This is a genomic window from Thalassovita litoralis, assembly GCF_900182725.1.
Classification (GTDB): domain Bacteria; phylum Pseudomonadota; class Alphaproteobacteria; order Rhodobacterales; family Rhodobacteraceae; genus Thalassobius; species Thalassobius litoralis.
This window is the reverse complement of record NZ_FXTO01000047.1, coordinates 1-21,664: the sequence shown is the minus strand read 5'-3', so window position 1 is coordinate 21,664 and position 21,664 is coordinate 1. Positions and strand designations below refer to the sequence as shown.

The following is a 21,664-nucleotide window of genomic DNA, read 5'->3' as shown; positions in this document are numbered from 1 at the left end:
CTTCAATGCGGGGGGTGTCTTCGTGTGCGTCCATAAGGACACTCGTTAAACCCTCGCGAAATCAGCCCGCCAGACGGCCCTCGGCGTAAGCTTACGAACGGGCGGAACAGAAACTCGGTCTTGATGATCAGGCACGCGCCATCGTCTTCCACGAGAAGAACGGTATACGAACAAGACGGATATCAAAGATGCTGGTTACGATGGATGGACAGCGATGGCCACTGCGGGCGATCTCAGCCCATTCACCCGCACATCGATCACATGGGCGGGGCCCAGCCTGCTGGCGATGATCGTCTTCGAAAAGTACGGCCAGCATCAGCCCCTCAACCGCCAGGCTGAGCGCTACGCCCGTGAAGGCGTGGACCTCAGCCTCTCCACGCTCGCTGAAGCAGATCGACCAGATTCTGGATCGGATCGTCGATGCCTCCAACGATTCAGTGGTGTCGGCCTATGAGAAGAAGATCGCCAAACTCGAACGCGAGAAGGTGCTGGCCGAAGAAAATCTGTTGAAAGCGGGCAAACCTCGGTACACCTTTGAGGAGTCGTTCGAACACGCGATCCGATTTCTCTCAAGCCCTTGGAAAATATGGCATAACGCCGATCTGACCATGAAGAAAACAGTGCTCAGACTGGCATTTTCGGAGCCTTTGCCCTATTGCCGAAATGAGGGACTTCGAACACCTAATTTAGCCTTTCCATTCAAGGCTTTAGGTCAATTTGCAACTGAAAAATGTGAGATGGCGCACCCGAGAGGATTCGAACCTCTGGCCTCTGCCTTCGGAGGGCAGCGCTCTATCCAGCTGAGCTACGGGTGCCTGTGCGCGTCTTTACCGAATGCCTGCGCGGGGTGCAATCCGTAACCCGCGTGGAAACAGGAAAAACTTCGGGATCGCGCCCTGTCCCACATTTCGCCCCCTTCAAACAAAAGACCCGCACCACGGGGGCGCGGGTCTTTGATGCCAAACCGGGGTTATTTCACCCCAGCAGATCGTGCGCCAGTTCCAGCGCGTCGATCAGGGCGTCCACCTCGGCGCGGGTGTTGTACATGCCAAAAGACGCCCGACAGGTCGCGGTTACGCCCAGATGATCCATCAACGGCCCGGCGCAATGGTGGCCTGCGCGGACGGCCACGCCTTTTTTATCCAGAATGGTGGAAATATCATGCGCATGGGCCGCCCCCTGCATGGTGAACGAGAAAATCGCCGCCTTGCCCGGCGCGGTCCCCTGCACGTTCAGCCAGTTGATTCCCCCCAAACGCTGCGCGGCATAGGTGGCCAAATCGGCCTCGTGCGCCGCGATTTTGTCCATGCCGATCCCCATCAGGTAATCCAGCGCCACGCCCATGCCGATGGTTTGGACGATGCCGGGGGTGCCTGCCTCGAACTTCATGGGGGGATCATTATAGATCACCTGATCGCGGGTCACTTCCTTGATCATGTCCCCACCCCCAAGGAAGGGACGCATTTCCGCCATTCGGTCGCGCCGGATATAGATCGCGCCCGATCCCGATGGGCCATACAGTTTATGCCCGGTGATGGCATAGAAATCACATCCGATGTCGTCGATATTGATGGGCATGTGAACGGCGCCCTGCGATCCATCCACCAGCACCGGAACGCCCCGGTCACGGGCCGCATGGCAGATGGTTTTCACATCAACAACGGTTCCCAACACATTGGAACATTGGGTAATTGCGATCAGCTTTGTTTTGGGGCCAATCGCGTCAATCACCTTTTGCGGGTCCAGCGATCCATCGGCGTCGGTATCCACCCATTTCAGCACCACGCCCTGCCGTTCCCGCAGGAAATGCCAGGGCACGATATTGGCGTGATGTTCCGCGACGGACAGGATAATTTCATCCCCCGCCTGCAAGCGCGGCGCGGCCCAGCCATAGGACACCAGATTGATACCCTCGGTCGCGCCCGAGGTGAAAACGATTTCATCCTCGTCCGACACGCCCAGAAACTTCGCCACGATCCCACGCACGGATTCGTATTTTTCCGTCGCCAGATTGGACAGGAAATGCAGCCCGCGATGCACGTTCGCATATTCATCCGCATAGGCGCGGGTGATCGCATCAATCACCACCTGCGGTTTTTGTGCGCTGGCCCCGTTATCCAGATAAACCAGCGGCTTACCGTTCACCTGCCGCGACAGGATCGGGAAATCGGCGCGGATTTTTTCGACATCATACATGTGTCACACTCCCATAGCGCTTGCCCCGATCAGGAGCATGAAAAGCGACAGGCCAAAGACAAAACCCAACCCGGTGATCACCAGAACAGCAAAGGATTTGCCCAAGGAATTCCACCCCTGCGCCACATCCAGAAAATTCGCCAGCAGCCACAGCCCGAACAGGCCCAGCCCGATCGCTGCCAGATTGGCCAAACCGGGCGAAACCATCATCACCAGCAGCAGCAATGCCTGTGCCGCGGCCCGCAACGCCTGAAGCCAGATCACCAGCACCATCAGATCAGGGAAACTGGCACGCCCGCCGAACATTTGCCCAACCCAACGCAACACCAGCGCCCCAAGCACCATCGACCCGGCCAACATGCCCAGATACAGTAGCGGCAGGTTCATACCCGTGGCGATGCCCGATACCACCTCGAACTGGGTGATCGACAGGGAGTAGAAAATCGTATTGACCACCGCGACTAGCGCCAACAGGGTCCAGATCACATCCATCCCCAGACGCAAATCCAGAATACGAGCCGCCGCAACACGCGGCGCGGTCAGGGTTTCCAGCGCCAAATCTTTTAGATTCACATTCACGGGTTTTGCCCCCATTCCGCCTGTCGCAGCCCAGCCAGCCAGAACCACGCAAAGATCAGCAGCCAGATAAACCCCACCAGCGATAGCGCCGGACCGGGGCCGATAAACCCGGCCACCAGCCCGTTCAGCAGGATCAGCGGGGACGAGGCCAAGCCGGCCCAAAACAGCGCCAGCCGCGCACCATATCCGGTGCCGCGCGCCCGAAACAGCCGTGCCAGCACATGTGTCAGCCCTGCAATCACATACAGCACCAGCGGCAGGATCAGCACCGTTCCCAGCAATGCGCCGCCCATCAGCATATCCAGATCCTCGCCGGTCAGATGGGCCTGACGTGCCAGTGCGGGCATTTGCGCGACAAAGGCAATGACGCAAAACCCCATCACAAAGGCCAGCGCCCGGTCCTCGCGCTGTCCCATCGCCAGCAACCGGGCCACCACGCGGCCCGGTCCCCGATAGGTGGCAACGATATCGCGGGTGACAGCCATCAGCCGCGCCGCCGCGACAGCCAGCCTGCCAAACGGCCAACGATATCTTCGCGCAGGGTTTCGTCCTCGATTTCCTCAACCGCTTCGGCAAGGAAGGACAGCACCAGCAAATCCGTTGCCTCGGCCATCGGAACCCCGCGCGACCGCAGATAGAACAGCGCCTCTTCGTCAATCGCGCCGCTGGTCGACCCGTGCGAACAGGCCACGTCATCGGCATAGATTTCCAGTTCCGGTTTGGCTAAAAACTGGCTGTCATCATCCAGCAACAGCGATTGGCTGATCTGGTAGCCATCGGTTTTCTGTGCGCCGGGCTTAACCAGAATTTTGCCCTGAAATACGCCGGTTGCGCCGTTGCGCAGCACCTTTTTGAACACCTGACGGCTTTCGCAATTCAGGGCGTCATGGGTGATGAATACCGTGTCATCGTGATGGAAATCGCCATCGCCCATGCAGGCCCCGGCCACATGTGCAACCGCATCATCGCCCGTCAGTTCGATCACGCATTCATTGCGCGTCATCACGCCATTGGCGGTCAGGGTAAAGGATTTGAACACGCTTTCCGTTCCCAGACGGGCAAAGACATGCGTGGCCGCACGGCGTTCATGGTCGCGCCCTTGCGCACGGACATGGTGGAATGCGGCCTTGTCGGCGATGTCGACCTCCAGCACCTTGTTGAACCGTGCTGCGGCGGGGCCGTTTTCCAGCAAGGTCAGTTCGGCGCCGTCTTCCAGCTTTACCACATGATGCAGCATCGCATCCGATGTTTCCGACCGATGCACATACATCAAACTGACGGGTTTTGAGACTTTGCCCGTCACCCGGATCAGCACGCCATCGGTGGCGAATGCGGTATTCAGCGCCGCCAGCGGGCGTTCTACGGGCGTTTGTCCATTGGTTTCCAGAACCCCATACAGGTCTTTGGCCCAATGAATATCTTTCCCGGCCGCGTCAGACAGCCGTTCGATTTCGACCCCCTCCAGCGACAGGTCATCGCTGGCGTCGGCGTCAAACACCCCATCCACAAACACCAGCCGCAGCCGGTCTACCGTGGAAAAACACGGGTCTTCGCCGCCTGCATCAAACAGGGCCGCAGGGGTAACATCCGCCGCAGTCAGCGTATCGGGGCGGGTATATTTCCAATATTCGTCCCGGCGCGTCGGCAGGCCCATCGCCTGCACCCGCGCCAGCGCATCCTGACGCAGTGCCGCCAGCCATGCGCCGCTTTCGGGCAGGGTCATCGCTGACAGGCGCGCTTCGGTTGCGTCCAGTTTCGCCTGAGCCACAGCCATTACTGCACCTCCGCCAGAATATCGGCATAGCCGTTTTGTTCCACTTCCAGCGCCAGTTCGGGACCGCCGGTTTTCACAATACGGCCCGCTGCCATGATATGCACCACGTCCGGCTTGATGTGATCCAGAAGGCGCTGATAGTGGGTGATCACAAGGAACGACCGCCCTTCGGAGCGCAGCGCATTCACGCCATCCGCCACCAGCTTCATCGCATCCACGTCAAGGCCCGAGTCGGTTTCATCCAGAATGCACATTTTCGGTTCCAGCATCGCCATTTGCAGGATTTCGTTGCGCTTCTTTTCACCGCCCGAAAAGCCCACGTTGACCGGACGTTTCAGCATTTCGGCGTCGATTTTCAGCGTCTTGGCTTTTTCGCGCACGACTTTCAGGAATTCCGCCGCCGACATTTCTTCTTCGCCGCGTGCTTTGCGCTGTGCGTTTACCGCCGTGCGCAAGAACGTCATGTTGCCCACGCCGGGGATTTCCACCGGATATTGGAACGCCAGAAACAGCCCTGCCGCAGCGCGTTCTTCCGGTTCCATGTCCAGAATATCCTCGCCGTCCAGCGTGGCGCCGCCGCCGATGACTTCGTAGCCATCCTTGCCGGACAGAACATAGCTCAGCGTCGATTTGCCGGACCCGTTCGGCCCCATGATCGCGTGAACTTTGCCAGCCTCGACCGTCAGATTGACCCCTTTCAGGATCTGCTTGTCTTCTTCTTCAAGTTTGACTTGCAGGTTCTTGATTTCCAGCATTTTTTCTTCCTTCTCAATCTCGCGCTGCGGCCACTCAGGGCCGCGTCATCAGTTGGACGATCCGGTGCAGATGCTTTGCAGGCACCGGGGTCGGCTCTACTTGGAAACAGGCCATCCTGCCGATTACAGCGGCGGGCTGGCCCAGAAATTTCTCGACGACATGGTAATTTTCGCGCTTCACGTAGTCGTCAAACAGAAGCGTCACTGGTTTTTCCGTCCGAAACGCGGTGGCCAACGCACAGCCCACGCGGAACCGCCCATCAACCAGCACCACGTCGGGCTGTTCAAATCCGGCCCGGTCCCACACCGCCAGCGGATAGGCCGCATAGCCACGCCAACCGCTGTGATCCACCGGATGCCCCCATTCTTTGGTCGGGCCAATATCGGCGTGGATGATCTCTACCCGCCCCGGCGCGGGGTTGGCGGCAAACCAGTCGCGCATCATCTGCGCCCAAGCCGGATCGCTTTCTACCGAAAACACCGTTCGCCCCAGTTCCGCCGCCACCAGCGTCGACCCGCCCGAGCCATATTCCAGCACGACTTGCGCCGCCGCATAGGCGGTACGCAACGCCTGCGCTTCGGCCTCGGGCAGCGTCAGCTCGGGGCGGTTGAGGATATGTGGGGCGGGTTGCGTCACCGGATCAGTCCACCACCACAGCGGTGCCAGACGCCGAAACCATCAGCATGGACTGGCCCACGACTTCGTAATCCAGATCAATCCCCACAACGGCATTGGCCCCCAAGGCCGCCGCCCGCTGTTCCAGTTCCCGCAACGCGGTTTCGCGGGCATCCTGCAATTTGGATTCATACGCCCCGGACCGCCCGCCGATAATATCGGTCACGCTGGCGAACAGATCACGCACCACATTGGCGCCCATGATCGCCTCGCCCACGACGATGCCCTTGTAGGCGGTGATACGGCGGCCTTCAATATTTGGTGTTGTGGTGACAATCATTGCCCTGCTCCCAGATAGGTGATGCCCATATTCACGGCCATCGCAAGAAACCCCACAAGCGCCGCAGTGATGAAAACAGAATCCGCGACCAAGGCTTTGGTCTTGCCGCGTTTCTTGGCGATAGAAAACCCGATGAGCGCGCCAATCGTGCTACCTGCGCCAACCCCGATGGATTGCTGCATCAACTGGTTGATGGTTTCCATCATGCCCCTACCCCTTGAACACAAATGCCGCGCCCGCCGCGATCAGGCAGAACCCGATCACCGTATTCAGGCTGATGGCCTCTTTCAGCCAGAAAACCGAAAACCCCGCAAAGATCACCAGTGTGATCACCTCTTGTATGGTTTTCAGTTGCGCCGCCGAATAGACCTGATGCCCGATCCGGTTGGCTGGCACTGCCAGCCAATATTCGAAAAACGCGATGCCCCAACTGATCAGCACCACCACGAACAGCGGTGCCGCCTTGAATTTCAGATGCCCGTACCACGCGAATGTCATGAAGACATTCGACAGGCTCAGCAACACAATCGGCGCCAAGGCGGGATATGACAGCGACATGAGACACCACGCACATCCGGGCCGGGGTCAGCCCACGGACCCTTCCAGTGAAATCGCAACCAGTTGCTGTGCTTCCATAGCGAATTCCATCGGCAGTGCTTGCAACACGTCCTTGCAGAACCCGTTCACCACCAGCGCCACCGCCGCTTCTTCGTCCATGCCGCGCTGGCGGCAATAGAAAAGCTGTTCATCATCCACCTTGGACGTCGTCGCCTCGTGTTCACAGCGGGATGAATTGTTCTTCACCTCGATATAGGGCACGGTATGCGCCCCGCATTCGGACCCGATCAACAGGCTGTCACACTGGGTATAGTTGCGGCTGTTTTTCGCCTTGGGGTGCATCGACACCAGCCCGCGATAGGTGTTCTGCGCCTTGCCCGCGCTGATCCCCTTGGACACGATGCGCGATTTGGTGTCGCGGCCCAGATGCACCATTTTGGTGCCGGTATCGGCCTGCTGCATGTTGTTGGCGATGGCGATGGAATAAAACTCGCCCTGGCTTTCGTTGCCGCGCAGGATGCAGGACGGGTATTTCCACGTCACGGCGCTGCCGGTTTCCACCTGCGTCCACATCACCTTGGCCCGGTCGCCCCGGCAATCGGCGCGTTTGGTCACAAAGTTATAGATCCCGCCCTTGCCGTTTTCGTCGCCCGGATACCAGTTCTGAACGGTGGAATATTTCACCTCGGCATCTTCTTCGACGATGATCTCCACCACTGCGGCGTGCAACTGCGCGGTATCGCGCTGCGGTGCGGTGCAGCCTTCCAGATAGGACACATAGCTACCCTTGTCGGCGATGATCAGTGTGCGTTCAAACTGTCCGGTGTTTTCGGCATTGATGCGGAAATAGGTGGACAGCTCCATCGGGCAGCGCACCCCCGGCGGCACGTAAACGAACGACCCATCTGAAAACACGGCGCTGTTCAGCGTGGCATAGAAATTGTCCGACTGTGGCACAACCGACCCCAGATATTTCTTTACCAGTTCGGGGTGTTCGCGGATCGCCTCGGAGATCGAGCAGAAAATCACCCCGGCCTTTTTCAGTTCCGCCTGAAAGGTCGTGCCCACGGATACGGAATCAAACACCGCATCCACGGCCACCTTGCGGCCCTCGGCGGGCATATCCTCGGCCCCTTCGACACCGGCCAAGATCATCTGTTCTTTCAGCGGAATGCCCAGCTTTTCATAGGTCGCCAACAGCTTGGGGTCGACCTCGTCCAGCGATTTGGGTTTGGTTTCCATGCTTTTCGGGCGGGCATAGTAATACTGATCCTGAAAGTCGATTTCCGGATAGCTGACCATCGCCCATTTGGGTTCTTCCATCTGGGTCCAGCGTTCCAGCGCCTGAAGCCGCCAGTCGGTCATCCACTGCGGTTCTTCGTTCTTGTCGCTGATCAGGCGCACGATATCGGCATTCACGCCCTTGGGCGCGTATTCCATTTCAATCTCGGTTTCCCAGCCGTATTTATATTTGCCGCCCACTTCGCGCACGGCATCAACGGTTTCCTGATCGACGCCTTCTTTCACATCGCTCTGATCCAAAGCAGCCATATCGGTAACTCCTGTTCGCGTCTTCGTCATGCCACCCCGGCACCGGGTCTGGCGTGAAATTTCTTTTGTTTCGTTAGCCACGCTTCGGCAAAGCGCAGCACATCTTCTTCGCTTGTATCCGGCCCCAGCGACACGCGGATCGCGCCACGGGCGGTATCGTCATCATATCCCATCGCCCGCAGCACCGGGCTGGCCCGCAGCTTCCCCGAGGAACAGGCCGATCCCGCCGAAATGGCAAAACCCGCAAGGTCCATCTGCATCACCTGCGTTTCGCCCTTCCAGCCGGGCGTGGCAAAGCATGTTGTGTTGGGCAGGCGTGCAGTGGCTTTCCCGACAAAAATAGTATCTTTCGCTTCGGCCTCAATGGCCTGTTCCAGTAAATTGCGCAACCCTTCAACCCGCGCCCAAATGCCCAGCGACAGAACATGCGCCGCCGCTTCGGCTGCGGCACCGAAACCGGCGATTCCGATGATATTTTCGGTCCCGGCCCGGCGGCCCATTTCCTGCCCGCCGCCGCGCAGTTGCGCCGCCACATCGGTGCCGCGCTTGACCACCAAAGCGCCCACACCTTTTGGCCCACCCAGTTTATGCGCCGAAACCAGCGCCGCCACCGCACCGGACCAGTTGAACGCCACCGGGATTTTGCCAAAGGCCTGCGTCATATCGCTGACGGCCAATCCTTCGGGCAAATCCTGCACCACGCCGGTTTCCGAATTGGCCAGTTGCAACACCGATCCCGCTGGATCGTCCACTGTCACCCGGCCCTGCGCGTCCACCGGCAAAACCGGATCGACCCATGCCAAAACCGCATCGTGTTCAACCGCCGCACCTTTTAGCCCGCGCCCTGCGCAGATCAGCGCGGCCGCCTCGGTCGCGCCCGAGGTAAAGATCACATCGGCCCCATCCGCGCCCAACGCTGTCGCAACCTGCGCCCGCGCCCGTTCCACCAGCGCCTTGGCCGCGCGCCCTTCGGCATGAACGGATGACGGATTTCCCACCACATCCATTGCCGCGATCATCGCCGCCCGCGCCGCATCCTGAATAGGGGTAGTTGCGTTATAATCCAGATAGATACGGCTCATTCCTCATCCACCACCGAGAAGAGGCTGGGCACCGCCGGACAGGGAGCCAGAGAATTGTCGATCACATCGGACAGCCGCGCATTGTGCAGGAATACATAGACATGGGCGCTCAGGCTTTGCCACAGCCGGTTGGTCATGGATTGCGCCCGCGACCCCGAAAGCCCGCCGCTGGCCCCGGCCCCTTTGTGCATTGCGTCCACGGTTTCATCAACGGCGCTCAGCACCTCGACCACGCGGATTTCGCTGGTGGGTTTCGCCAGCTTATACCCACCGCCCGGCCCGCGCACGGATTCAACCAATCCAGCCCGGCGCAGCTTCACGAAAAGCTGTTCCAGATAGGGCAGCGAAATATCCTGTCGGCGGGAAATATCCCCCAGCGAAACCAGCGTTCCGGCGGGTTGAAGGGCGATATCGGCCAGCGCCACCATTGCGTACCGGCCCTTTGTGCTAAGCTTCACAGCGCGTTTCCCTTGCGAACAGATTGACGACACGGGCGACAACGCTTATCTGCGTTGCAGCCCTCCGGCCCATCTGGGTCGGGGTTTAGAACCGTTCTAAGGTGTCCGAGCAAATTCGTCAAGAATTAAGCCGCACCCCGCAGGAGAGACGCAAGACATATGCCCGAGGTCATTTTTCCCGGTCCCGAAGGGCGGCTAGAGGGCCGCTACCACCCCCAAAAAGACCGTGACGCGCCGATCGCCATTGTCCTGCACCCTCACCCGCAATTCGGCGGCACCATGAACAACAAGGTCGTGTATAATCTGCATTACGCATTTTATAACATGGGCTTTACCGTTCTGCGTTTCAATTTCCGCGGTGTTGGCCGCAGTCAGGGCGAATACGATCAGGGTGTCGGTGAATTGTCCGATGCGGCATCAGCGCTGGATTACCTGCAATCCATGAACAGCAATTCCAAACATTGCTGGGTTGCCGGGTTCAGCTTTGGCGCGTGGATCGGGATGCAGCTTTTGATGCGCCGCCCGGAAATTACTGGATTCGTTTCGGTGGCCCCGCCTGCCAATATGTATGACTTTTCGTTCCTTGCGCCCTGCCCGTCCTCGGGTCTGGTGATCAACGGTTCGGCTGACCGCGTGGCCCCGCCCGCCGATACCGTGTCGCTGGTGAACAAGCTGCATGAACAAAAAGGCATCACCATCACACATGAACAGATCGACGGCGCTGGCCATTTCTTTGAAAAAGAAGATCAGATGGACCAGATGATCGGCACGGTCTCGTCCTATGTGAAACGCCGCCTGACGGAAAATACCCGCTAAGGAGGCTGCTTTGGGCATCACCGAGGATTTGGCCGACGCATTGGCCCGCGACGCCATCGAAGCGGCCGAGGTGCTGGAGGACGACCTGTTGATCGAACAGGTCGCCAAAACGCTTGGGGATAGCTCTACCACCACGCAAGAGGCGTTCCTGACCGCTGTGCGCGTCCGTTTGGCTGAAAAACGGGCGCGGAAGTTTCTGGAAACCAAACTGAATGCCGCCCTGAAGGCGCGGCAGACTGCCGGGGATGCGGGGCGTGCAAATGGCTGATCCCACCCTTGCGCTGGATGCGCAAATGGCCTTTTTGACAGAGGCGTGCAAGCTCAAGCGTGTGGACCGCGCCACCCCGCTTTGTGATGGGTCGCGCCCGGAAAATTCCGGGGAACATAGCTGGCACCTTGCGCTTTATGCGATGGTACTGGGCGAACATGCCCCCGATGGCGTGGATCTGAACCGCGTCATTCGCATGTTGCTGATTCATGATCTGGTGGAAATCGACGCGGGCGATGCGCCGATCTACGGCAACCACGACATCGCCGCGAAAGAGGCCGAGGAACTGGCCGCCGCCCATCGCATCTTTGGTATGTTGCCGGGGGATCAGGGGGCGGATTTTCTGACCCTTTGGCTGGAGTTCGAGGCCGCCCAAACCCCGGACGCCAAATTTGCCAAATCGCTGGATCGTTTCCAGCCGCCCAATCAGAACCTTGCGTCGGGTGGTGGATCGTGGCTGGATTACGATGTGGATTATGACACTGTTGCCACCCGTGTCGGCGCGAAAATCGCCAATGGCGCGCCCAGTCTTTGGGATTGGATCGCCCCCAAAATCCGCGCCTTCTTTGCGGCTTGATATGTAACCACGCCCGATTGCGCCCCGGTTTCCCAAGGCGCAACCGGGATATGTTCAGCCCATCACGCGCAAGCGTTTCAGCAGGCTGGACGTATCCCAACGCCCGCCGCCAAGTTTCTGCACGTCCTTATAGAACTGATCCACCAGCGCCGTGACCGGCAGGCTGGCGGCGATTTCATCGGCGGTAGACAGGCAAATACCCAGATCCTTACGCATCCAGTCCACTGCGAAACCATGTTCAAATTCATCGTCCAGCATGGTTTTATAGCGGTTCACCATCTGCCACGATCCTGCCGCGCCGCCGCCGATCACCTCGACCACATCGCGCCCGTTCAACCCTGCTTTTTCAGCGAAATGCATCCCCTCGGACAGGCCTTGGACCAGCCCGGCGATACAGATTTGATTCACCATCTTGCACATCTGGCCCATGCCGCTGTCACCCAGCCGTTTGCACATTTTCGCAAAGGCCGCGATCACAGGTTCCGCCGCGTCATAGGCCGCCTGATCACCGCCGCACATCACCACCAGTTGACCATTTTCCGCCCCGGCCTGACCGCCTGACACCGGCGCATCCACGAAAGCCACACCCTGACCAGTGGCCTGTTCCGCCAATTCCCGCGTCACGGCAGCGGAAACCGTGGTGTGATCCACGAAAATTGCGCCTTCGGCCATGCCTGCAAACGCCCCGTCGGTGCCCAAACAGACGCCGCGCAAATCATCGTCATTGCCCACACAGGCCATCACAAAATCGCAACCCGCCGCTGCCTCGCGCGGGGTGGCGGCCATTGCCCCGCCATGTTCGGCCACCCATTTTTCGGCCTTGGCCGCAGTGCGGTTATACACCACCACGTCATGCCCGGCCTTCACCAGATGTCCGGCCATCGGATAGCCCATCACGCCCAAGCCCAGAAACGCTACTTTCGCCATGTCACACTCCCTTGTATTTGTATTCGCCTTCGTTTGTGGCTAGCTAACAGACCAAAGGCAAGGGCGAACGGGGACTCAGGGCGCATGGTGACTTTCATCCGATGGCTGTTCAGGCTGACTGGTGCAGCAATCGTGCTGGCGATGATCAGCGTGCTGACGATTTACTACCTCGCGTCACGATCTTTGCCGGATTACAACAAACGCCTGCGGGTTAGCGGGCTGGCCACCCCTGCGGAAATCGTGCGCGATAACGCCAACGTGCCGCATATCTTTGCCGGGACCGATGCCGATGTCTATTTCGGGCTGGGCTACGCCCATGCGCAGGACCGGCTATGGCAAATCACCACCATGCGCCGTACCGTTCAGGGCCGCCTGTCCGAAGTGTTCGGCCCCCGTACCATTGAAATAGACAAGCTGATGCGGCGGCTGGACCTGTACACGCTGGCCCAACAATCGGTTCAGGTGCAGGATGCCCGCACGCAGGCCGCGCTAAAAGCCTATGCCGATGGGATCAACGCCCGTCTGTCCGAGGTAAACCGGGATGCCCTTGGCCGGGGTGCGCCGGAAATGTTCCTGTTCAACGCACCAATCGCCCCGTGGACCCCGGCGGATTCCGTGGCGCTGGTGAAACTGATGGCGGTTCAGCTTTCGGGCCAATTGGATACCGAGGTGCTGCGCGCCCGCACGTCATTGGCGCTGCCCAATCCGGATCGCTTGCCCGATATCCTGCCCGATGCGCCCGGCGCTGGCGTGGCGGCGCTGCCTTCTTATGCCAGCCTGATGGACAGCCCATTGCCGCGCTATGCCGCCAATACAGACAGGCTGCGTGATCCGCTGTCCCCCTTTCATGGCAAGGAACTGGCTGGGGCGTCGAATGCCTGGGCGGCGGATGCCAGTCGCTCGGCCTCGGGGGGGACGTTGCTGGCGAATGACCCGCATCTGGGCTTTACCGCGCCTGCAATCTGGTATCTGGCCCGGATGGAATTTCAGGACGGCGGCGTGATCGGCGCAACCATTCCCGGCATTCCAATGGTGCTGGCGGGGCGGTCACAGGATTTGGGCTGGGCGGTCACGTCATCCTATATGGATGATCTGGATGTCTATGTGGAAAAGCTGAACCCCGACAACCCCGAGGAATACCAAACCCCGGACGGGTTCAAACCCTTTGCCACGCGCAAATCCATCATCGAAATCAAGGATGAAGCCCCGGTTACGATCACCCTGCGCTGGACGGAAAACGGCCCCGTCCTGCCCGGAAGTCACGCCAATCTGGCCACCATCACCCCGCCCGGCCATGTCGCCAGTATCGCGTGGACCGCCCTGTCCCCCCGCGACACCACCCTGTCCGCCGGGGTGGCACTGATGTTTGCCAAAACGGTGCAGGACGGTATTGCCGCGCTGGAACCCTATGTTGCGCCGTCCCAAAACGTGACGCTGGTGGATGGTGTGCAGATTGCCATGAAAACCGTGGGCGCCATGCCGCGCCGGTCCGCCAACCACCAAAGTCAGGGGCGGATGCCATCCCCCGGATGGATCACGTCGAACCGTTGGCAGGGCCGATCAGCCTATGCGGCGAACCCGGAATTCGTGCAGCCACGCGGGGGTATTCTGGGCAATACCAACAACAAAACCGTGGATCGCCCGTTCCCGCTGCATGTAAGCTTTGACTGGGGCGATACGCAGCGCGTGCAACGCTGGCAACGTCTGATGCAATCGCGGCAGGTCCATACCCGTGACAGCTTTATCGAGGCGCAGCTTGATACCGTCAGCCCCGCCGCCCGCACCCTGTTGCCGCTGATCGGGGCCGATCTGTGGTTCACCGGCGAAGCTGCGCCAAACGGCACTCAGGAACGCCAGCGCCAACGCGCCCTGTCGCTGCTGGCGGAATGGAACGGGGAAATGAATGAACACATGCCCGAACCCCTGATTTATTCCGCGTGGATACGGGCGTTACAAACCCGGCTTATTCAGGATGAACTTGGCCCGCTGAGCGACGAGTTTACCCATGTCGAGCCGCTGTTTATCGAACGGGTCTACAAAAATGTGGATGGCGCGGCGATCTGGTGCGATGTGATCCAGTCCGCCCCTCGGGAAAGCTGCACCGATATGGCCCGGCTGGCGCTGGACGATGCTTTGCTGTGGATTGGGGAACATTACGGCACCGCGCTGGAATCCCTGCGCTGGGGCGATGCCCATCAGGCAACACATGATCATCCGGTCTTGGGAAATGTGCCATTGCTGCGTTATTTCGTGAATATCCGGCAATCGACATCGGGCGGGGATTTTACGCTGATGCGTGGCAAAACCAGCGGCAAACCCGATGCACCGTTTCTGAACGTACATGGTGCGGGGTATCGTGGGGTCTATGATTTTGCCGATCCGGACAGTTCGGTATTTATCACTTCGACCGGGCAATCGGGGCATTTCCTGTCCCGCCATTATGACGATCTGGGCGAATTATGGCGGCGCGGTGAATATATCCCGATGTCGCTGGACGCCGATCTGGCCCGCGCGGCAGCCGTTGGGGTGACACATCTGATCCCGCGACAGGAATAAATATCCGGGGGTAAGGGGGCCAGCCCCCTCTGGCCTGCGGCCATCACCCCCGGAGTATTTCCAGATCAGAAAGAAGCAGCCTGAACAGTGGTCAGGCTTTTTTCTTTTGTTTTTCCAGCGCCACGACCTTTTCAGCCAGATCGCGGGCGATGCCGAAGGCACCCTTGATTTTATCGGCGTCGTTTTTCCAGTCGCGGCGGATGACGATTTTGTTGTCTTTGACCTTGGCCAATCCGTTCTGGGCCTGAATATATTCGACCAACCCTGAGGGAGAGGCGAATTTATCGTTATGGAACTGGATCGTCGCGCCCTTGGGTCCGCCGTCAAGTTTGGAAATTCCAGCGCGTTTGCACATGGCCTTGATCCGCACCACCAACAGCAGGGTGTTCACCTCTTTGGGGAGTTTGCCAAAGCGGTCGATCAGTTCCGCAGCGAAGCCTTCCAGTTCAACTTTGCCCTGCAAGCCACTGAGGCGGCGATACAATCCAAGGCGCACATCCAGATCAGGCACATAGGTTTCGGGGATCAGTACCGGCACGCCCAGATTGATTTGCGGCGCCCATTGATCGTCACTGTCAGACAGGCCTTCCAATTCGCCCGCCTTGATCTTGGCAATCGCTTCTTCCAACATCTGTTGGTAAAGTTCATAACCCACATCGCGCATCTGGCCTGACTGTTCTTCGCCCAGCAAATTGCCCGCGCCGCGAATATCCAAATCCTGCGACGCCAGCGTGAACCCGGCCCCCAGCGTATCCAGTGACCCCAGCACCCGCAGGCGTTTTTCGGCGGTGGCGGTCAATGGCGTGCGCGGCTTTGTGGTCAGATAGGCATAGGCGCGGGTTTTCGAGCGCCCGACCCGCCCCCGGATCTGATAAAGCTGCGCCAGCCCGAACATATCTGCCCGATGCACCACCATCGTATTCGCGGTCGGAATGTCCAGCCCGCTTTCGACGATGGTCGTAGCCAGAAGCACATCGTATTTACCGTCATAAAAGGCGTTCATGCGGTCATCCAGTTCGCCCGCAGCCATCTGCCCATGCGCGGTGACAAAGCTGACCTCGGGCACCTGATCGCGCAGGAAAGCCTCGATTTCCGGCAAATCGCTGATACGCGGCACCACGTAGAAGGATTGCCCGCCACGATAATGTTCGCGCAGCAGCGCCTCGCGCACTGTGACCGCATCGAATTCGCTGACATAGGTGCGGATCGCCAGACGGTCCACCGGCGGGGTGCCGATGATCGACAGATCCCGCACCCCCGACAGCGACAATTGCAATGTGCGTGGGATGGGGGTGGCGGTCAGCGTCAGCACATGAATATCGCTGCGCATCTGTTTCAGCCGTTCCTTGTGACCGACGCCGAAGTGCTGTTCTTCGTCGATGATCAGCAGGCCAAGGTTTTTGAACTTGATGTTCTTCGCCAGCAACGCATGGGTGCCAACGACAATATCAACCGTCCCATCGGCCAGCCCCGCACGGGTACGCGACGCATCCGATGATTTAACAAAGCGCGACAAGGCGCTGACTTGTAACGGAAAACCACGGAATCGTTCAGCAAACCCCTTGAAATGCTGCCGCGCCAGCAGCGTTGTGGGGGCAATCACCGCAACCTGCACCCCCGACATGGCCGCGACAAAGGCCGCGCGCATCGCCACCTCGGTTTTGCCAAAGCCAACATCGCCGCAAACCAGCCGGTCCATTGGCTGCCCCGAATCCAGATCGTTCAGAACGTCCTCGATCGCTTTGAGCTGATCGTCGGTTTCCTGATAGGGAAAACGGGCGCAGAAGCTTTCCCATGCGTGGTGTTCGGCCTCCAGCACCGGGGCGGTGCGCAGGGCGCGTTCGGCGGCCACGCGGATCAGACGATCCGCCATTTCGCGGATACGTTCCTTCAGCTTGGCCTTCTTGGCCTGCCACGCCCCACCGCCCAGACGATCCAACAGCCCTTCGTCATGGCCGTATTTCGACAGCAGTTCGATATTTTCCACTGGCAGATATAGCCGCGCCCCTTCGGCGTATTCCAGTAGCAGACATTCATGCGAGGCACCGGCGGCGGTCACGACCTCCAGCCCCAGATAGCGGCCAATGCCGTGATCGACATGCACCACCAGATCGCCGGGGCTAAGCGATTGAGTTTCGGTCAGGAAATTTTCCGCCCGGCGTTTGCGGCCGGGTTTGCGGATCAGCCTGTCGCCCAGAACGTCCTGTTCTGAAATCACGGTCAGGCCGGGCGCTTCAAACCCGTGTTCCAGCGGCCAGACCGCCAGATGCAGCCCGTGTTTGCCCACCCCGCGCATATCGGTGACCGGAACCGCCCCCAGCAGTCCCTCGTCCTCCAGCAGGCCATCCAGACGTTCGCGCGCGCCTTCGGAATAGGACGCGACGATCACCGGCCCTTTATCCAGTTTCGCCTTCACATGAACGGACAAGGCACTGAATAGGTTTACGTTTTCTTGCTGTCGTTCGGGTGAAAAGTTGCGCCCGATCCTGCCCCCGGCATCTACGACGCCCGGCCCGCTGGCCTGTGCAAGCGGATGGAATTGCACCATACGGCGGCTGGATACCGCACGCGTCCACGCCGTATCATCCAGATACAACAGCTCCGGCGGCACAGGTTTATAGACAGAATCCATCCGTCCCTTTTGCGCCATAGCGATTTTGCGGGTATCGTATTGGTCAACGATCCCATCCCACCGGCTGAGCCGTTGCGGTGTCACCTGATCGTCCAATGTCACCGTTACACCGGGCAGGTAATCGAACAGCACCTCTAGCTTTTCGTGGAAAAATGGCAGCCAATGTTCCACGCCCTGATGTTTACGGCCTGCGCTGACCGCTTCGTAAAGCGGATCGTCCGTGCCTGCCGCGCCAAATTCGATGCGATAGTTTTGCCGGAACCGCATAATCGCAGCGTCATCCAGGATCACCTCGGACACGGGGGCCAGTTCGACAACCTCCAGCTTTTCGATGGTGCGCTGTGATACGGGGTCAAACCGCCGCGCCCCGTCCAGAACATCGCCGAACAGATCCAGCCGCACCGGGCCAGTATCGCCCGGCGGAAATATGTCAATGATACCGCCCCGGATGGCGTAGTCCCCCGGCTCCATCACCGTGGGAGCTTGTGAAAACCCCATGCGAACCAAGAAGTTACGCAGCGCAGCTTCATCAATGCGGCTGTCTACGCGGGCGGAAAATGCGGCTTCTTTCAGCACCTCTCGGGCGGGCACCCGTTGCATGGCGGCGCTGACGGTGGTCAGCAGCACAAACTGTTTCGGCATCCCATGCACCAGCCCCGCCAGCGTGGCCATACGGGCGGCGGAAATATCCGCATGGGGGCTGACCCGATCATAGGGCAGACAATCCCAGCCGGGAAACGTGACCACCGGCATATCGGGCGCAAAGAAACGCAAGGCAGCCTCGGTGGCTGCCAGTCTTTTGTCGTCGCGGGCGATATGGATCACCGGCCCGTTGGCCTTTTCAACCTCGGACAGGATCAACCGGGCGTCATAGCCCTCGGGTGCGCCCCCGATCGTGATCAATTGGCTGTTCGACATGAGAAATCTGCCCCAAGTGCCTGAAGTTATTCGGAAGATTGACCGTAAGGTTCTGGTAGATGCCCCAGATCGTCGTGGCGAAAATTGACAACATACCGATGACCTGTACCCAGACACGATGCCGCGTCAATTGCTTGCGCAGGACGGCCCCCTGGATGTGTTCTTCGCGGATGCGACGCGCGGTGTTCAGGCTAAGCAATCCGACAATGGACAACGGGAACAGCAGGCAGAACACAGCCTGCGCCAATTGCACGTCATAGATAAATCCCAGCAAGATCATAATGGTGAACAGAAAGCTGCCCAGCCCCAGCATCCACAGCCCGGACACACCGGAAATATATAGCAGACGGTTCACATTGATCCGTACCATATCCTCCAGATCCTGCTGAGGCTGATTTTCCGCATCATCCTTATGGCGGGCGGCACGGATGACCATGTCAAACGGCACCCCCAGCACCCTGTGACTGGTGGCAGACCACATAACCGCCAGCGCGATCCAGAACCACAGGTTCGAGAACGAACGCATGTCGATCATTTCATTCAGGAGTTCGTACCAGTTCACCTTTGCGCCCCATATTCGCTTTCGAGAGTGCTTACCCGCACCGCGCGGCAATTCCTACCCTTGAGTGTGACGAAATTCCATGCAACCCAATACCGGGTCAATCCATAGCCGCCTTTATCCATTCAAGGACCGTCACAATGCCGTTCAATGCTCAAGCCCCCTTTCCGACCACCCGTTTCCGGCGCACGCGGCAATCGCCGCAGATTCGGGCGCTGGTTCAGGAAAATACGCTGAGCGTGGGGGATCTGATCTGGCCGGTTTTTGTGCGTGATGGTGAAAATGTGGTGGAACCCGTGCAATCCATGCCGGGCGTCAATCGTCTGTCGGTCGACAAAATCGTAGACGCCGCGCGCGAAGCGGCCGATCTGGGTATTCCCGCGATTTGTTTGTTTCCCTACACGGACGCATCGCTGAAAACCCCCGACAGCGCCGAAGCCTGGAACCCCAATAACCTGTCGAACCGGGCGACCCGCGCCATTCGTGACGCCGGGATTGATATTGCCATCATGTCCGATGTTGCACTGGACCCCTATAATTCCGATGGCCATGACGGGTTCGTGGTGGACGGAAAAATCATCAATGACGAAACCGTGGACGCGCTGGTGAAGCAGGCCATCGAACAGGCCCGCGCAGGTGTTGATATCATCGGCCCGTCAGACATGATGGATGGCCGGATCGGTGCCATTCGTGCCGCACTGGAAGCCGAAGGCTTCCGCGATACAATGCTGCTGTCCTATTCCGCCAAATATGCCAGCGCCTTTTACGGGCCGTTCCGCGATGCGGTTGGGGCTTCGGGCGCACTGAAGGGGGACAAAACCACCTATCAGATGAACCCCGCCAATTCGGACGAGGCCCTGCGCCTGATCGAACGCGACCTGAGCGAAGGCGCGGATATGGTGATGGTGAAACCCGGTATGCCCTATCTGGATATTTGCCGCCGTGTCAAAGACACCTTTGCCGTGCCAACCTATGCCTACCAGGTATCCGGCGAATACGCGATGATTCAGGCGGCGGCGCTGAACGGCTGGATTGATGGCGAAAAGGCGATGCTGGAAAGCCTGATGTGTTTCAAACGCGCCGGTTGCGATGGCATCCTGACCTATTTCGCGCCCGCCGTGGCGCGGAAGCTTCAGGGCGTCTGATCCACGAAGCCCCGCGAACACGCATAATCCCGCCCAAGCTGCATCCTGTATAGTGACAGGATGCACGCCCCCATCTATAGTGGCGGCCATAAACCGGCCCCAATGATAACCAAAGCCGGTCCCAAATCAGGCAGCAACAACCAGACAGGCATGAGCAGACCATGACCCATCTTTCCCGACGCAGCTTTACGCTGGCCGCGCTGGCCGGTGCCGGTATGACCGCCGCATGTGGCAATGGCATCGGTTCCGTCAATGCGGATACGATTGACGCCCGCGTGAATAAAACGCTGGATTATCTATACACCCAATACCCCAACGTACGCGATGTGGCCGATAAATCCGTTGGTCAGCTTGTCATGCCCCTTGTGACCGAAGCAGGGTTGTTCGTCGGCGGTGGCTATGGCCGCGGGGCGCTGCGGGTGAATGATGTGACCGTTGATTATTATTCGACCGCCAAGGGCAGCTTTGGCTTCCAGATGGGCGCACAGCAATATGCCCATGTGCTGTTCTTCATGACCGAAGCCGCGCTTCAGAAATTCCGCCGCAGTTCGGGCTGGGCCGTGGGCGCGGATATGGAATACGTATTCTCGGATGTTGGGGAAAACCTGCGGGCGGACACCACCACAGCAACCGCCCCCGTTCTGGCCGTGGTCTTTGGACAGGCGGGTCTGCTGATGGGCGCATCGCTGGAAGGCATGAAATACACGCGGATCATTCCCTGATCCGTCCTTGGGCTGGGGGCAATCCCCCCGGCCCTTCCAAAGACGTCTTTCCGCAATACTTTGGGAACGTTTTGGGTAATTCAGAACATTTTTACATTGAAACCGCCAATAGTGGCGGTTTTTCCATATTTTCGCCCGTTTCTTTTGTTGATCTGCATCAAATTGTCGTCCGCTCAAAGCATTTTGACGGACACCAGACCGAATGCAAAAGGACATAGAATGGCCCCCACACGACACAGCCATAATGCGCTCGCGACTGCGATGGCGTTTCTGGCGCAAAATGGTGGCGCACGATCAAGGACTGCATTCCCGCAGACCGATTGCAGCAATCGAAATCCGGCCGCGTTTCAACGGTTCGGCCACAGACTATTATTGATTGCGCAGTCCTTTCTCCAACCAGAGAAATATTGCGCAAAAGATGATCCCTTGTGGCATATTCGCGAAAGGACCGCATAGCGTGCAAGGATTCGCAGGCGATGACGCGCAATTGCAGAGATCAGTTTAAGATCGCGCCGGTTCGGCAAGAGACAGAGTTAGGCTCAGGACTCATAACCAAAACATGACTGTTGCGGCGAGAGCGATGGCCGAGAGGAAGACTTCGGGGCAGCGGTCATATCGGGTGGCGACCCGCCGCC

General features: G+C 59.1%; 20 protein-coding genes, 1 tRNA gene and 3 pseudogenes. 7 read left to right on the top strand and 17 right to left on the bottom strand.

All coding sequences use genetic code 11. From position 1 onward, the window contains the following. Positions 1 to 256 precede the first annotated feature (256 nt). Positions 257 to 388, top strand: a pseudogene (locus tag FN828_RS19285) (IS66 family transposase); the annotation flags it as partial. Between the two features lie 350 nt (positions 389 to 738). Here the strand turns inward: FN828_RS19285 and FN828_RS19275 are convergent. From FN828_RS19275 to iscR, 13 genes are all read right to left on the bottom strand, one after another. Next, a tRNA-Arg gene (locus tag FN828_RS19275) sits at positions 739 to 815 on the bottom strand. 160 nt (positions 816 to 975) lie between these two features. Next, entirely contained in the window at positions 976 to 2,196 is a 1,221-nt protein-coding gene (locus tag FN828_RS19270) for a cysteine desulfurase (RefSeq protein WP_142494954.1), read from the bottom strand. A gap of 3 nt (positions 2,197 to 2,199) precedes the next feature. Then, a complete protein-coding gene (locus FN828_RS19265; protein WP_185959097.1) occupies positions 2,200 to 2,775 on the bottom strand; it encodes a YIP1 family protein in 576 nt (191 codons plus the stop codon). After that, entirely contained in the window at positions 2,772 to 3,260 is a 489-nt protein-coding gene (locus tag FN828_RS19260) for a YIP1 family protein (protein ID WP_142494952.1), read from the bottom strand. Before FN828_RS19260 ends, FN828_RS19265 begins: the two co-directional genes overlap by 4 nt. Further along, positions 3,260 to 4,549: a Fe-S cluster assembly protein SufD gene (sufD, locus tag FN828_RS19255; protein ID WP_142494951.1), complete on the bottom strand. Its 1,290-nt coding sequence runs from the start codon at positions 4,547 to 4,549 to the stop codon at positions 3,260 to 3,262. The genes FN828_RS19260 and sufD overlap by 1 nt, the downstream gene beginning before the upstream one ends. Continuing rightward, entirely contained in the window at positions 4,549 to 5,304 is a 756-nt protein-coding gene (gene sufC, locus FN828_RS19250) for a Fe-S cluster assembly ATPase SufC (protein ID WP_142494950.1), read from the bottom strand. The genes sufD and sufC overlap by 1 nt, the downstream gene beginning before the upstream one ends. A gap of 34 nt (positions 5,305 to 5,338) precedes the next feature. Next, the gene (locus FN828_RS19245; protein ID WP_142494949.1) at positions 5,339 to 5,941 is read right to left on the bottom strand and encodes a class I SAM-dependent methyltransferase; all 603 of its coding nucleotides are present in this window, start codon (positions 5,939 to 5,941) and stop codon (positions 5,339 to 5,341) included. A 4-nt stretch (positions 5,942 to 5,945) separates the two neighbouring features. Beyond that, the gene (locus FN828_RS19240; RefSeq protein WP_142494948.1) at positions 5,946 to 6,260 is read right to left on the bottom strand and encodes a heavy metal-binding domain-containing protein; all 315 of its coding nucleotides are present in this window, start codon (positions 6,258 to 6,260) and stop codon (positions 5,946 to 5,948) included. Next, positions 6,257 to 6,466: a hypothetical protein gene (locus FN828_RS19235; RefSeq protein WP_235891539.1), complete on the bottom strand. Its 210-nt coding sequence runs from the start codon at positions 6,464 to 6,466 to the stop codon at positions 6,257 to 6,259. The genes FN828_RS19240 and FN828_RS19235 overlap by 4 nt, the downstream gene beginning before the upstream one ends. 4 nt (positions 6,467 to 6,470) lie before the next feature. Then, the gene (locus tag FN828_RS19230) at positions 6,471 to 6,818 is read right to left on the bottom strand and encodes a DMT family protein (protein WP_142494947.1); all 348 of its coding nucleotides are present in this window, start codon (positions 6,816 to 6,818) and stop codon (positions 6,471 to 6,473) included. Positions 6,819 to 6,845: 27 nt separating this feature from the next. Further along, positions 6,846 to 8,369, bottom strand: coding sequence for a Fe-S cluster assembly protein SufB (gene sufB, locus FN828_RS19225; protein ID WP_142494946.1), 1,524 nt, complete (start codon positions 8,367 to 8,369; stop codon positions 6,846 to 6,848). Between the two features lie 26 nt (positions 8,370 to 8,395). Further along, the gene (locus FN828_RS19220) at positions 8,396 to 9,451 is read right to left on the bottom strand and encodes a cysteine desulfurase family protein (RefSeq protein ID WP_142494945.1); all 1,056 of its coding nucleotides are present in this window, start codon (positions 9,449 to 9,451) and stop codon (positions 8,396 to 8,398) included. Further along, positions 9,448 to 9,909: a Fe-S cluster assembly transcriptional regulator IscR gene (gene iscR, locus FN828_RS19215; RefSeq protein WP_142494944.1), complete on the bottom strand. Its 462-nt coding sequence runs from the start codon at positions 9,907 to 9,909 to the stop codon at positions 9,448 to 9,450. Before iscR ends, FN828_RS19220 begins: the two co-directional genes overlap by 4 nt. Before the next feature lie 159 nt (positions 9,910 to 10,068). Between iscR and FN828_RS19210 the strand changes: the two genes are divergently transcribed. The 3 genes from FN828_RS19210 to FN828_RS19200 are packed head-to-tail and all read left to right on the top strand — an operon-like array spanning position 10,069 to position 11,570. Beyond that, positions 10,069 to 10,725 (top strand): alpha/beta hydrolase, encoded by a 657-nt coding sequence (locus FN828_RS19210; RefSeq protein ID WP_142494943.1) that lies wholly within the window; start codon positions 10,069 to 10,071, stop codon positions 10,723 to 10,725. Between the two features lie 10 nt (positions 10,726 to 10,735). Beyond that, complete coding sequence (locus FN828_RS19205) at positions 10,736 to 10,993, top strand: hypothetical protein (protein WP_142494942.1); 258 nt, start codon at positions 10,736 to 10,738, stop codon at positions 10,991 to 10,993. After that, the gene (locus FN828_RS19200) at positions 10,986 to 11,570 is read left to right on the top strand and encodes an HD domain-containing protein (protein WP_142494941.1); all 585 of its coding nucleotides are present in this window, start codon (positions 10,986 to 10,988) and stop codon (positions 11,568 to 11,570) included. The genes FN828_RS19205 and FN828_RS19200 overlap by 8 nt, the downstream gene beginning before the upstream one ends. Before the next feature lie 54 nt (positions 11,571 to 11,624). Here the strand turns inward: FN828_RS19200 and FN828_RS19195 are convergent. Further along, positions 11,625 to 12,512 (bottom strand): annotated as a pseudogene (locus tag FN828_RS19195) (NAD(P)-dependent oxidoreductase); the annotation flags it as partial. Positions 12,513 to 12,581: 69 nt separating this feature from the next. Between FN828_RS19195 and FN828_RS19190 the strand changes: the two are divergent. Continuing rightward, positions 12,582 to 15,053 (top strand): penicillin acylase family protein, encoded by a 2,472-nt coding sequence (locus FN828_RS19190; protein WP_142494939.1) that lies wholly within the window; start codon positions 12,582 to 12,584, stop codon positions 15,051 to 15,053. Between the two features lie 91 nt (positions 15,054 to 15,144). On the opposite strand, the gene mfd is transcribed toward FN828_RS19190, so the two are convergent. Together mfd and FN828_RS19180 are read right to left on the bottom strand one after the other, a co-directional pair. Continuing rightward, positions 15,145 to 18,603, bottom strand: coding sequence for a transcription-repair coupling factor (mfd, locus tag FN828_RS19185; protein ID WP_142494938.1), 3,459 nt, complete (start codon positions 18,601 to 18,603; stop codon positions 15,145 to 15,147). After that, complete coding sequence (locus FN828_RS19180; RefSeq protein ID WP_235891538.1) at positions 18,554 to 19,165, bottom strand: component of SufBCD complex; 612 nt, start codon at positions 19,163 to 19,165, stop codon at positions 18,554 to 18,556. Before FN828_RS19180 ends, mfd begins: the two co-directional genes overlap by 50 nt. A 137-nt stretch (positions 19,166 to 19,302) precedes the next feature. Here FN828_RS19180 and hemB point away from each other — a divergent pair, with 137 nt between their 5' ends. Continuing rightward, positions 19,303 to 20,307: a porphobilinogen synthase gene (gene hemB / locus FN828_RS19175; protein WP_142494937.1), complete on the top strand. Its 1,005-nt coding sequence runs from the start codon at positions 19,303 to 19,305 to the stop codon at positions 20,305 to 20,307. A gap of 161 nt (positions 20,308 to 20,468) precedes the next feature. Beyond that, positions 20,469 to 21,029, top strand: a complete 561-nt coding sequence (locus FN828_RS19170) for a lipid-binding SYLF domain-containing protein (protein ID WP_142494936.1) — start codon at positions 20,469 to 20,471, stop codon at positions 21,027 to 21,029. Positions 21,030 to 21,575: 546 nt separating this feature from the next. Here the strand turns inward: FN828_RS19170 and FN828_RS19165 are convergent. Next, a pseudogene (locus FN828_RS19165) lies at positions 21,576 to 21,664 on the bottom strand (IS5/IS1182 family transposase); the annotation flags it as partial.